Origin of the sequence: Streptomyces diastatochromogenes, from assembly GCF_002242805.1 — a bacterium.
In the GTDB taxonomy this organism is placed as follows: domain Bacteria; phylum Actinomycetota; class Actinomycetes; order Streptomycetales; family Streptomycetaceae; genus Streptomyces; species Streptomyces diastatochromogenes.
In genome coordinates, this window is sequence record NZ_MCGQ01000007.1 from 251,934 (window position 1) to 264,227 (window position 12,294).

The 12,294-nt window shown below is 71.0% G+C and carries 11 protein-coding genes; 5 read left to right on the top strand and 6 right to left on the bottom strand.

Annotation, left to right across the window (positions count from 1 at the left end; translation table 11 throughout):
* Positions 1–154: 154 nt before the first annotated feature.
* Together BEK98_RS05680 and BEK98_RS05685 are read right to left on the bottom strand one after the other, a co-directional pair.
* A complete protein-coding gene (locus BEK98_RS05680; RefSeq protein ID WP_094215273.1) occupies positions 155–2,209 on the bottom strand; it encodes a thioredoxin domain-containing protein in 2,055 nt (684 codons plus the stop codon).
* Positions 2,190–2,780, bottom strand: coding sequence for a winged helix-turn-helix domain-containing protein (locus BEK98_RS05685; RefSeq protein WP_094215274.1), 591 nt, complete (start codon positions 2,778–2,780; stop codon positions 2,190–2,192). Before BEK98_RS05685 ends, BEK98_RS05680 begins: the two co-directional genes overlap by 20 nt.
* 128 nt (positions 2,781–2,908) lie before the next feature.
* Between BEK98_RS05685 and BEK98_RS05690 the strand changes: the two genes are divergently transcribed.
* Together BEK98_RS05690 and BEK98_RS05695 are read left to right on the top strand one after the other, a co-directional pair.
* On the top strand, positions 2,909–3,376 hold the full coding sequence (locus BEK98_RS05690) for a hypothetical protein (RefSeq protein WP_094215275.1): 468 nt from the start codon (positions 2,909–2,911) through the stop codon (positions 3,374–3,376).
* A 76-nt stretch (positions 3,377–3,452) separates the two neighbouring features.
* Positions 3,453–6,656, top strand: coding sequence for a tetratricopeptide repeat protein (locus BEK98_RS05695; RefSeq protein WP_094215276.1), 3,204 nt, complete (start codon positions 3,453–3,455; stop codon positions 6,654–6,656).
* A gap of 4 nt (positions 6,657–6,660) precedes the next feature.
* Here BEK98_RS05695 and BEK98_RS05700 read toward each other — a convergent pair whose 3' ends face one another.
* Complete coding sequence (locus BEK98_RS05700) at positions 6,661–6,894, bottom strand: hypothetical protein (protein ID WP_208643018.1); 234 nt, start codon at positions 6,892–6,894, stop codon at positions 6,661–6,663.
* Positions 6,887–7,768: a mycothiol conjugate amidase Mca gene (gene mca / locus BEK98_RS05705; RefSeq protein WP_094215278.1), complete on the bottom strand. Its 882-nt coding sequence runs from the start codon at positions 7,766–7,768 to the stop codon at positions 6,887–6,889. The genes BEK98_RS05700 and mca overlap by 8 nt, the downstream gene beginning before the upstream one ends.
* Before the next feature lie 104 nt (positions 7,769–7,872).
* Here mca and BEK98_RS05710 point away from each other — a divergent pair, with 104 nt between their 5' ends.
* The 3 genes from BEK98_RS05710 (at position 7,873) to BEK98_RS05720 (ending at position 10,296) form a co-directional block, all read left to right on the top strand.
* Positions 7,873–8,271: a DUF4307 domain-containing protein gene (locus tag BEK98_RS05710; protein ID WP_094215279.1), complete on the top strand. Its 399-nt coding sequence runs from the start codon at positions 7,873–7,875 to the stop codon at positions 8,269–8,271.
* Positions 8,272–8,442: 171 nt separating this feature from the next.
* Positions 8,443–8,943 carry a transcription elongation factor GreA gene (gene greA / locus BEK98_RS05715; protein WP_094215280.1) on the top strand — a complete coding sequence of 167 codons (501 nt, stop codon included), beginning with the start codon at positions 8,443–8,445 and terminating at the stop codon, positions 8,941–8,943.
* Positions 8,944–9,195: 252 nt separating this feature from the next.
* Positions 9,196–10,296 carry a serine hydrolase domain-containing protein gene (locus tag BEK98_RS05720; RefSeq protein ID WP_208643047.1) on the top strand — a complete coding sequence of 367 codons (1,101 nt, stop codon included), beginning with the start codon at positions 9,196–9,198 and terminating at the stop codon, positions 10,294–10,296.
* A 44-nt stretch (positions 10,297–10,340) separates the two neighbouring features.
* On the opposite strand, the gene BEK98_RS05725 is transcribed toward BEK98_RS05720, so the two are convergent.
* Positions 10,341–11,192, bottom strand: coding sequence for an ABC transporter permease (locus BEK98_RS05725; protein WP_094215281.1), 852 nt, complete (start codon positions 11,190–11,192; stop codon positions 10,341–10,343).
* Entirely contained in the window at positions 11,189–12,175 is a 987-nt protein-coding gene (locus BEK98_RS05730) for an ATP-binding cassette domain-containing protein (protein WP_094215282.1), read from the bottom strand. The genes BEK98_RS05725 and BEK98_RS05730 overlap by 4 nt, the downstream gene beginning before the upstream one ends.
* Between the last annotated feature and the right edge of the window lie 119 nt (positions 12,176–12,294).

Sequence of the window (12,294 nt, forward strand, 5' to 3'; positions counted from 1 at the left end):
GCGCTGTGGAGAGACTAGGGGGGATCTGTGAAGCGTGGGAGCTGTTCCGATAAATAGCGTGTTTCGGAACGGTGTTACGGGAAGCGGTAGCTATCCGAACACCTGCTCACATTTGGGCAGTTCACTCCTCCGCTGCCCCGTTCGTTCGCGCCGCTCAGGTGGTGTTCAGCGCCGCGCCCAGCCGCTCCGGATCGGTCGTCGGGACGTCACAGGTGAAGTTACGGCAGATGTACGCCGCCGGTTCACCGCCCACGAGCGGACGATCGGCGAGCAACGGGAACTCGTCACTGTCCGGAGTCCCGGCGGCGACGACGGCACCCGGGGCGTTGCCGAGAAGTGCCGTACGGTGCAGGACACTTGTCCTCTCGTCGGCGAGGGACGGCCCGACGATCGCGACCTCCCGGGGCCCGTCGAGCAGCGCCTCCGCGACGGCCAGCCCCCACCCGATGAACCGCGGCACGCGCGGCCCGAGCGCCTTCACCACGCCCAACGCCCGTTCCGCCGCCGCCCGGTGGGCCTCCGAGCCGGTGTGGGCCGCATAGCTCAGCAGGGCACCGGCCGCCGCGGTCCAGCCGGACGGGGTGGCGTTGTCGGTGGGGTCCTGGGGCCGGCGGATGAGCTGCTCGGCGTCGGAGGCGGTGTCGTACAGGGCGCCGCTGCCGGGGTCGGTGAAGCGGGCCAGCACATGGTCGAGGAGCAGCCCGGCGAAGTCCAGCCAGACACCCTCGCCGGTCACGGACGCGAGCGCGAGGAAGCCCTCGGCGACGTCGGCGTAGTCCTCCAGCACCCCCGCGTTGGGCCCTACTCGGCCGTCCTTGCTGGTCCGGGCGAGCCGGCCATGGTCGTCGAGATGCACGCGGACGAGGAGATCGGCGGCGCCGACGGCGGCTTCGACGAGGTCGGGCCGCCCGAAGTAGGCGCCGGTCTCGGCGAGCGCGGCGATCGCGAGCCCGTTCCAGGCGGCGACGACCTTGTCGTCGCGGCCGGGGGCGGGGCGCTGCGCGCGCTTCTCCAGCAGGCGGTCCTTGACGGACGCGATCAGCTGGGCGTCGAAGACGCCTTCCTGCTGCGGAAGCTGGAGGACCGACTGGCCGTGCTCGAAGGTGCCTTCCTCGGTCACGCCGAAGTACTGGGCGGCGAGGTCGGCATCACCTTGGAGGGTCTCGCGGAGCTGCTCGGGGGTCCACGCGTAGTAGGCGCCCTCGACGTGCTTGCCCGTGCCGTCGTCGCTGTCGGCGTCGAGGGCCGAGGCGAACCCGCCCTCGGTGGTGCGCAGTTCGCGCACCAGGAAGTCGGCGGTCTCCAGGGCGACCCGCCGGGCGAGGTCGCCGTGTCCATCAGCGGCTCCGCCGCGGGCGGTGGCTCGCCACAGATGCGCGTACACACGGCACAGCAGCGCGTTGTCGTACAGCATCTTCTCGAAGTGCGGCACCACCCAGTCGCGGTCGACGGAGTAGCGGGCGAACCCGCCGCCGAGCTGGTCGTAGATCCCGCCGCGGGCCATCCGCTCGCAGGTGTCCTGGGCCATCTGCAGGGCGCCCTCGGCGCCGGTCCGCGCGTGGTGCCGCAGCAGGAACTCCAGCACCATGGACGGCGGGAACTTGGGCGCGCCGCCGAATCCGCCGCGCTGCGGGTCGTACTCGCGGGTGAGCCCGAGGAGGGCCTGGGCCAACTCCTGTTCGCCGGGGACCCGGTCGGTCTGGTAGCTGATCTCCCGCTGGGCGAGATCGCGCACGATCTTCTCGGCGACCTCGCCGACCTCGTCGCGCCGCTCGTCCCAGGCCTGCCGGACGCCCTCCAGCACCTGCCGGAAGGAGGGCATGCCGTGCCGGGGCGCGGGCGGGAAGTAGGTGCCGAAGTAGAAGGGTTCGGCGTCCGGGGTGAGGAACACGGTCATGGGCCAGCCGCCCTGGCCGGTGGCCGCCTGCACGGCCTCCATGTAGACGGCGTCGACGTCCGGGCGCTCCTCGCGGTCGACCTTGACGCTGACGAAGTGCTCGTTGAGGTAGTCGGCGGTGGCCTGGTCCTCGAAGGACTCGTGGGCCATGACATGACACCAGTGGCAGCTGCTGTAGCCGACGCTCAGGAGGACCGGTCTGTTCGCCTTGCGGGCGGCCTCGAAGGCCTCGGCCGACCAGGGCCACCAGTCGACGGGGTTGTCGGCGTGCTGGAGCAGGTACGGGGACGTCTCATGGGCCAGTCGGTTCACCGTTCCACTCTCCCACGGGCTCCGGGACCGCGTAGAAACGCATCATCACCGGGCGCGCCCCCTCGGGGGCGTCCTCGCGGAGGTGGCCGTACCGCTCGAGCAGGGCGTGGTACTCGCGCATGAAGGCGAGGAGTTCCTCCCTGGTCAGCCAGGTGCCGGTGCGCTGGACCTGGGCCCAGCCCTCGGGACCCCGGTACTCCTGGTGGGCGCGGCGGTAGAGGGCGGTGTCGAACTCGATCTTGAGGTGGGCGAGCTGTTCGGCGGCCGCGTACTCCTCCGGGGACATCGTGGCCGGGTCGGGTGTGGTGTGCCTGAAGGGCAGTACCCGCCACCAGCGCTCGCGTCCGCCGGACTTCTCCGGGATCTCCTCGATGAGCCGCTGCTCGGCGAGTTTGCGCAGGTGGTAGCTGGTGGTGCCGGAGCTCTCGCCGAGTTCGCGGGCGAGGACGGTGGAGTTCGCCTCGCCGTGCCGGCCGAGGTAGTCGAGGATCCGGCGGCGCAGGGGGTTGCCGAGGGACTTGTAGAGAGCGGTGCGCTCAAGGCTGGTCATCTCGGGCATGCCGTCGGTCATGCGGCCACCGTAACCCTGAGAACCCTGAGCCGTCCCTGATCTCTGCCGAGTTTTCTTTGCAAAAATTTCTCTGCGGTCTACTGTGGGGCTGTGCGGAAAGGACGCGGACGACGGACGGGGGATCTTTCATGAAGGGCGCACTGAAGAAGTGGACGGCGAAGAAGTGGACGGCGAAGAGGTGGACGGCGAAGAGGTGGACGCTGATCCTGCTCGGGGCGGGGGCCGTCCTGCTGGTGCCGTGGATGGTGGTGCTCGCGCTGACACTCCCGGGCAGCACGGAGGTACAGCACTGGTCGCTGGCCTGGATCGGCCTCGACGCCCTCATCGCGACAGGCTGCGCCGCGACGGCCCTGCTCGGCCTGCGCGCGGATCCCCGGGCCCGCCTCACGGCCGCGGCGACGGCGGCGATGGCGGTGCTGGACGCATGGTTCGACATAACGACGTCCCAGTCGGGCAGCGACCTCGCGCAGGCGCTGGCGTGTGCGGTGGCGGAGACCGTGCTGGCGGGGGTGTGTGTGGTTCTGGCGTTGTCGGAGCCGCAAAAGGCGGCCGCGCACAAGGGAGTTGCCGCCACCAAATCCTCACCCAGCCCCTGATCTCCGCCCCTCGCGTTCCCGCCCTCCCCGAAGGACACTCATAGGCAAGGGAGTTGCCGCCGGAGGGGGACGGGACATGCGGGACAGCCACCGGGTGGAGGCCGAGCGGCTGCTGGGGCGGGCCGTGGAGGAGGAGGTACGGCGCTCCGGCGGGCGGACCGACGGGCAGCTCCTGCTGTCGCGGGGGCGCGGCGCGCTGGACGCCATGGCGCAGTCCGCAGCCGAGGAGTACGAGACCTACACGCGCGCGCTCGACGAGGCCGAGGCCGGGCGCCTCACCTTCGGCCAGCGGTACGCCCGCGAGGGTGCCGGAACGGCCTTACTGGTGGCGGGCGTCGCCGCGGTGGCCGCCGCCGTCGCCGACCTGTCCCTCGGCACCGGTACCGGTACGGCCGTCGGTGCGGGCGTCGCCGTGGGTGTGGTGGGGGCCGCGGCCACCGTGGTGAAGGTGGCCGGTTCCCATCTGCCCGCCGCCCACCATCGCGCGGGCGCGGCCGGCCAGCCCGGCGGCCCGGAGCAGCTGCGGCTGCAGTGGCTGACCGCGCTGGAGGTGCGCGGCATCCGCCCGTTCCTCGACCAGCAGCGGGTGCTCAGCGCCTCCACGGGTCCGAAGAAGACGAGCGGCCCGGCGCTGCGCGGTGCGGACAAGAGCGCGGCGGCCCGCAGGCGTACGGTGCTGGAGCAGTCGTTCGGTCAACTGCCGGAGCCGGCCGGCCCGTTCGCGGGGCGCCGCCAGGAGCTGGCGCGGATCAGGCAGTGGGCGCAGTCGGCCCGGGCGGCGACCGATACCCGGCCGACGGTGGTGGTGCTGCACGGGGAGCCGGGCGCGGGCCGTACGACGCTCGCGGTCCGGGCGGCGCACGACCTCAGGGACCATTTCCGCGGCGCGGTCGTCGTGGACCTGCGCGGCGGCAGCCGGGAGGAGCCGCCGCTGCCCACCCGGGACGCCCTGCTGCACCTGCTCAACCGGCTCGGCGCACCCCGCGAGCAGTTGCTGTTCCGTGAGCGCTCCTCCCCCGACCAGCAGGTCAAGCGGCTCGGCGAGCTGTACCACCAGCAGCTGACCGGTGTGCCGGTGACGATCGTGCTGGACGACGCCTCGGACCCGGAGCAGGTGCGGGCGCTGGTGCCGGAGCGCTCCGACAGCCTGGTCCTGGTCACCTCCCGCACGCCGCTGGAGCTGCCCGCGGACCTGGTGGCCTGGGTGCACCATCTGCCGGTGGAGGCGCTGGACACGGCGGGCGCCGAGGAACTGCTGAGCGCGGCCGCGCAGGACATGTCGGGGCCGTACGACGCCGAGTCCACGGACCGGATCCGGCAGTTGTGCGGAAGCCTGCCGCTGGCGCTGCGGGTCGCGGGCTCGTCGCTGGGTCCGCGCTCGCCCCGGCAGCTGGCCACGGACCTGGGCGCGTACGGCCCGGTGGAGCCGGTGGAGCGGGTGCTGTGGCTGCGCTACACCGACCAGCCGGAGAGCGCGCGCCGGCTGCTGCGAAGGCTGGCGCTGGCCGGCCGGGCCTCGCTGGGCGCGGCGGCGGCCGCCGCCCTGCTGGCCACCGACGAGCCGGAGGCGACCCGGCATCTGGCCGCGCTCGCCCGGGCGGGCCTGATCGACCATGTGCGCGGCAGCCGCTACCGGCTGCACGACCTGGTGCGTGCCTTCGCGCAGGCCCGGCTGCTGGACGAGGAGGACCCGGCCGAGCGCACGGCCGCGCAGGAGCGGCTGATCGTGAACTACGCGGAGCTGGCCGACTCGGTGCTGCGGCTGGTCGACGGCAACATGTCGACGCGCTCGGACCGCTTCGGCCCGCACGGCTTCACCTCGCTGGACGAGGCGCTGCGCTGGCTGGACGACGAGTCCAGCTTCATCACGGCGGCCCTGCGGCACGCGGAGGGCGTGAACCAGGCGGCGGTGCTGAACCTGCTCGGTGCCCTGTGCGACTACTGCCTGCTGCGCGGGGACCTGTACCGGCTGGGCGAGATCAGCGAGCTGGCCCAGGCCGTCGACCAGGGCCTGCTGGTGCGTTCCGTGCAGTGGCGCACGGGTATCGCGGCCCGCCACCTGGGCGAGCTGGACAAGGCGCGCACCACGCTCGCCTCGGTCGTGGACCTCTACCGGGAGGCCCACCACGACGCGGGCGCCGCCCGCGCCCTGTGCTCCCTCGGCATCACCCTGCACCACCAGGGGAACCTCACCGAAGCGGCCGCCAAGCTCCAGGAGGCCCTGGATCTGCAGGCGGCCGAGGAGCTGTCGACGGACCGCGCCTGGACGATGCACGCGCTGGCGGCGGTCCAGCGCGACCGCGCCCGGCTGTCGGAGGCGCTGGACCTGCTCACCCGCTCCCTGGTCCTGCACCGCGAGGGCGGCTCCCTGCACGGCGAGGCCTGGGCCCACTTCCAGCTCGGCCAGCTGGCCCTGCGGATGGGTGACGTACCGCGCGCGGAGACGGAGCTGCGGGCGGCCCTGGAGCGGTACGGCCGTACCCGCGACGCGCGCGGGGAGGCCTGGGCGCTGACCCAGCTGGCCCGGGCGCGGCTGGTCGGCGGCGACGCCGCCCCCGCGGTGGAGGGCCTGCGCCAGGCGGCGGCCCGGCACCGGGAGAACGAGGACGCGCGCGGCGAGGCCTGGACGCTGTACTACCTCGGCCAGGCCCTGGAGGAGACCGGCGAGCTGGACCATGCGGTCCGGGACCTGGAGCGTTCCCGGCAGATGTTCTCCCGGATGCGCGACGTCTACGGCCTGGCCTGCGCCCGGCACCACTCGGCCCGGGTCACCCGGGACCAGCGGGCCGCGCAGACCGGCTCGCTGCGCAACTCGGGCTTCGCCCGTCAGCTGCTCGTGGACGCCCGCGCCGACTTCCAGCGCATCGGCGTCGCCCACGGCGAGGCCTGGACCTGCCTGGAGCTGGCGGTGGTGGACGCGGGCAACGCCCGGATCCCGCAGGCGCTGGCCCTGTGCGACGAGGCGCTGACCCTGTTCACGTCCTACGGCGACCGGCGCGGCGAGGACTGGGCCCGCTTCCTGCGCTGCACCCTGCTGCCGTACGGGGCGCCGGGCGGCATGGAGGTGGGTACGGCCGTCGCCCAGGAGGAGCTGGCCCAGCTGGCCCGCGCCACGCATCCGCTGCGGGACGAGAAGCTGGACGAGTGGGTACCGGCCTACGCCCTGCTGCTGGAGCGGGGCGTGAGCCTGGAGGCGGGCTGGCAGGCCTGGCGGCTGCGCATGACGCCGGACCGCCACGCCCGGGAGGTGATGGGGGTGGCGGTGCCGGCCGGGCGCTGAGGGGTCAGCCCCGCTGCGGTGTGGAGTCGGACGGCTGCTCCGACCCGGCGTCCGGGGACTCCTTGAAGTCGACCTTCTGCATGTGCTTGCTCATCGACTTCATCAGGCCCCACACGGCCAGGGCCATCACCGCGAAGACGATGAAGCCGAGGACGCCGGGGGTGACCTTGTTCTCGTCGATTTCCTTGGCGAGGGGGACGAGATGCGTCAGTGCCAGGCTTGCGCTCATGTCAGGCATTGTCGCGGATGCCCGCGAAGAGGTCGTCCTCGGGGAGGGAGGTGTCGACGAGCGCCTTCGCCAGCTCGTACTCCTCCGTCGGCCAGACCGCCTTCTGCAGCTCCATCGGCACCTTGAACCAGCCGCCGTCGGGGTCGATCTGCGTGGCGTGGGCGATCAGCGCCTTGTCACGGATCTCGAAGAAGTCCGCGCACGGGATGTGCGTGGTCAGCGTGCGCTCGGTGCGCTCGAACTCCTTCCAGCGCTTGAGCCACTCCCCGTAGGGCGAGTCCAGGCCGCGGTCGAGCATCGCCTGGTGCAGGGCCTCGGTGCGGGGGCGGTTGAAGCCCTGGTTGTAGTAGAGCTTGAGCGGCTGGTAGGCCGGGCCGTACTCGCTCTCGGGGTACTTCTCGGTGTCCGCCGCGCCCTCGAACGCCACCATCGAGATCTTGTGGGTCATGATGTGGTCGGGGTGCGGGTAGCCGCCGTTCTCGTCGTAGGTGGTGATCACCTGCGGGCGGAAGGAGCGGATCTTCCGGACCAGCTCGCCGGCCGCCTTGTCGACGTCCTCCAGGGCGAAGCAGCCCTCGGGCAGCGGCGGCAGCGGGTCGCCCTCGGGCAGGCCGGAGTCGACGAAGCCGAGCCACTCCTGCTTGATCCCGAGGATCTCGCGAGCCTCGTCCATCTCCTTCTTGCGTACCTCGTGGATGTGCTCCTCGATGTACTGGTCGCCCTGCAGCTTGGGGTTGAGGATGGACCCGCGCTCTCCGCCGGTGCACGTCACCACCAGCACGTCCACCCCCTCGGACACGTACTTCGCCATGGTCGCCGCGCCCTTGCTCGACTCGTCGTCGGGGTGCGCGTGCACGGCCATCAGTCGCAGCTGGTCAGTCAAGACACTCGATCCTCGTATGTCGGCGCCCCCGCGTCTTGGGGTGCGTTCGGCGGCTTCTATAGTGACCGAATCGGGGGGCGAATAATTCCGCGGAGAGGACGATCATGAGCACGGCGAGCACGCGGCTGCCCGAGGGCCGCTACGGTCGCTCCTCGGACGAGCGTGCCGACCGCAAGCTCAAGATCGCCGGATCCGTGCTGGGCGCCCTCCTGCTCGCACTGGTCGGCTACTTCGCCTACCACTACGTCGCGCAGAACGAGATCAGCGCCCAGGTGATCACCTTCCAGGCCTCGGACGACGCGGTCAAGGTGCATCTGGAGGTCCACAAGGACTCCGGCGCCACCGGCTACTGCACCCTGCGCTCCCAGTCGGCGGACGGTGCCGAGGTGGGCCGGGCGGACTTCCGCTTCACGGGTTCGGCCACGCGCATCGACAAGGTCGTCACGCTCCGTACGACGGCCGAGGGGACGACGGCCGAGCTGCTCGGCTGCCACGCCGGCTGATCCTTCACTCGCAATGCATATGCTCTGACCTGCATTGATGAGATTCTGATGGCTTATGTCCTCCCCCTTCTGGCATTGAATTGTTAGGCTCGTGGTTTCGCCCATCCAAGAGGGAACATTCTTCTGGGTAGGGCGATGCTTTGTATTCCCAGTACCGACGAGGAGCACCCTGTGACCCAGACCAGCGAGAACGTCACCTGGCTGACCCAGGAGGCGTACAACAAGCTCAAGGACGAGCTTGAGTACCTTACTGGTCCTGCGCGCACGGAGATCGCCGCCAAGATCGCGGCCGCGCGCGAGGAGGGCGACCTGCGCGAGAACGGCGGGTACCACGCTGCCAAGGAGGAGCAGGGCAAGCAGGAGCTGCGCGTGCGCCAGCTGACCCAGCTTCTGGAGGGCGCCCAGGTCGGCGAGGCCCCGGTCTCCGCCGACGGTGCCGTCGCGCCGGGCATGGTCGTCACGATCGCCTTCGACGGCGACGAGGACGACACGATGACGTTCCTGCTCGCCTCCCGCGAGTACGCGAGCGCCGACATCGAGACGTACTCGCCGCAGTCCCCGCTGGGCGCCGGTGTCATCGGCCACAAGGTCGGCGAGGACGCGGCGTACGAGCTGCCGAACGGCAAGAAGGCCTCGGTGCGGATCCTGAAGGCCGAGCCGTACTCGGGCTGATCCCACCCACTGGTTCGCATCGCGCCCCCGGCGTCCGCGTGACACCGGGGGCGCTGCCATGTCGTCGTGCGGCCGGGGGTTAGCCCTACCTGGAGCTGGGCGGGTAGCACGATCGTCCCGCGCGGTCGCTTCCGGAGATGCTGGGCCCATCAGCCGGTGGTTACCCAATGATTCCGGGGGAGTTGGCTCGTGCGTGAGCAGGCATGGCAGAGGTTTCGTTCGTCCGGGCGGCGGAGTGGCCGGCGCAGAGCCGTGCCGGCCGCGGCCGCGGTGGCCGTCGGCGTCATGACGATGGGCGCCCTGGCCCCGCCCGCGGCGTCTGCCGCCGCCAGGCCGCACACCATCCAGAAGGACCTGAACGCGCTGGTGCGCACAGACGGCGTGCCCGCCGCGCTGGCGAGCGTCCAAGACCGTGACAGCCGTACCCGCACCTACACCGCAGGGGTCGGCGACCTGGCCACCGGTACGAAGGTGCCCCGGGACGGTCAGGTGCGCATCGGCAGCAACACCAAGACGTTCACGGCGGTGGTCGTCCTGCAACTGGTCGGTGAAGGCAGGATCGGCCTCGATGCCCCGGTCGACACCTATCTGCCCGGTCTCCTCCGCGGGGACGGGATCGACGGACGCCACATCACCGTCCGCCAACTGCTCCAGCACACCAGCGGACTTCCCAACTACAGCAAGTACCTCAGCGACGACATCCGCTACTACGACCCCCGCGAACTCCTCGACCTCGCTCTGCAGCACGAGGCCGACTTCGCCCCCGGCACGAAATGGGCCTACAGCAACACGAACTACCTGGTGGCGGGCCTGATCGTGCAGAACGTCACCGGCCGTCCCCTCGCCGAGGAGATCGACCGGCGCGTCATCCGGCGCATCGGCCTGCGCCACACCTACTTCCCCGCCCCGGGAGAGGTGACGATCCGGGAGCGCCATCCCAGGGGTTACTACCAGGATTCGGCAGGCGCGCCCCTGGTCGACGCCACGGAATGGGACCCTTCCTGGGCCTGGGCCGCGGGCCAGATGGTGTCCACCGGCTCCGACCTGAACCGGTTCTTCACCGCGCTGTTGGCCGGCCGCCTTCTCCCTAAGGCCCAGCTCGACCAGATGCGCACCACCGTCCCGGCCGGTTACCCCTTTCCCGCCGGTGCCCGTTACGGGCTGGGACTCGTCAGCACACCGCTGTCGTGCGGCGGTGTGTACTGGGGCCACGGCGGCAGCATGACGGGATACGAGACCCGGGGCGGCGCCACCGAGGACGGCCGCGCGGCCGACGTCGCCGTGACCATGCAGCCGAGCCAGGCGACCAAGGAGCGGATGGACGGTGTCGTGGACACCGCCCTGTGCCGCTGAACCGCGTGCGGGATCCGCCGTCGCCGCGAGCGACGGCGGATCCGTCAGCCGGCCGCCCGGCGGTACTTGCGGACCGCCAGCGTACGGAAGACCAGGATGATCACGACCGACCAGATCAGCGAGGCCCACACCGGGTGCTGCATGGGCCAGGCGTCGGACGCCTGGAAGCCCGGGGGAAGGTTGCCGAACAGCTCACGGCTCGCCTGCACGGTGGCGCTGAACGGGTTCCACTCCGCGATGTGCCGCAGGAAGGACGGCATCTGGTTCGCGTCCACGAACGCGTTCGAGATGAACGTCAGCGGAAACAGCCAGATCAGGCCGCCCGAGGTCGCCGCTTCAGGAGTGCGCACGGACAGGCCGATGAGCGCGCCGATCCACGAGAACGCGTACCCGAGCAGCAGAAGCAGGCAGAATCCGGCGAGCACCTTGCCGACGTTCTCGTGCGTGCGCCAGCCGACGACCAGGGCGACGACCGCCAGGACGACAAGGGTGAGTGACGTCTGCACCAGGTCGGCGATGGTGCGTCCGGTCAGCACCGCACCACGCGCCATCGGCAGGGAGCGGAAGCGGTCGATGAGCCCCTTGTGCATGTCGTCGGCGATGCCCGCACCCGCGCCCGCCGTGGCGAACGTGACGGTCTGGGCGAAGATGCCGGCCATCAGGAACTCGCGGTAGGCCTGGGTGGAGGTGGAGGAGCCGACCTGGATCGAGCCGCCGAACACGTAGGTGAACAGCACCACGAACATGATCGGCTGTATCAGCCCGAAGATCACCATTTCCGGGATCCGGGACATCCGGATCAGGTTGCGTTTCGCGACGATCAGCGAGTCGCGGATGGACCGGCCGATGGGGTTGCCGGGTGCCGCGATGCGGACGGTGTCGGTGACGGCACTCATTTCTTCACGGCCTCCTTGCCGTTCGCCCGGTCCTGGTCGGCGGCCTCGGCCATGTGTCCGGTCAGGGACAGGAAGACGTCGTCGAGGGTCGGGCGGCGCAGCCCGATGTCGTCCATCTCGATCCCGCGGGTGTCCAGCTCCCGGATGACCTCGGCGAGCAGCTTGGCGCCGCCGGTGACGGGGACGGTGAGCTTGCGGGTGTGCTCCTCGACCGTCGTCTCGCCCTTGCCGAAGCCCCGCAGGACCTCGACGGCGGTCTGTATGTGCTCGCGCTCGTGCACCACGACCTCGACGCGCTCGCCGCCGGTGCGGGCCTTGAGCTGGTCGGAGGTGCCCTTGGCGATGACCCGGCCGTGGTCGACGACCGCGATGTCATGGGCGAGATGGTCGGCCTCTTCCAGGTACTGCGTGGTCAGCAGCAGCGTCGTACCGCCGGAGACGAGCTGTTTGATGACCTCCCACAGCTGCTGGCGGTTGCGCGGGTCGAGGCCGGTGGTCGGCTCGTCCATGAACATCACGGGCGGTGAGACCACGAGGGCGGCGGCCAGGTCGAGCCGGCGGCGCATGCCTCCGGAGTACGTCTTGGCGGGGCGGTCGGCCGCGTCCGCGAGGTGGAACTGCTCGAGCAGTTCGGCCGCGCGCTGCCGGGCCGCCCTGGCCCTCATCTGGTAGAGCTGCCCCACCATCTGCAGGTTCTCCCGGCCGGTCAGGTACTCGTCGACCGCCGCGAACTGGCCGGACAGGCCGATGGAGCGGCGGACCGTGTCGGGGTGCTTGAGGACGTCCACACCCGCGACGACCGCCCGGCCGCTGTCGGGGCGCAGCAGTGTGGTCAGGCACCGGACCGTCGTCGTCTTGCCGGCGCCGTTCGGCCCGAGCAGGCCGAGGACCGTGCCCTCGGGGACATCGAGGTCGACGCCGTCCAGTGCCCTTACGTCGCCGAAGGTCTTCACCAGACCTTCGGCATAGATGGCGCCTGGCATATGAGTCTCCACGTCATCGGGGATCGTTCGGGACAGGGTGGGGGGTTGCGGAAAAGCGTAGGTTTGTCCGCTCGGCGCCGCCTGTTGTTTTCCACCAGGGGCTTTCCGCGCGCGAACCG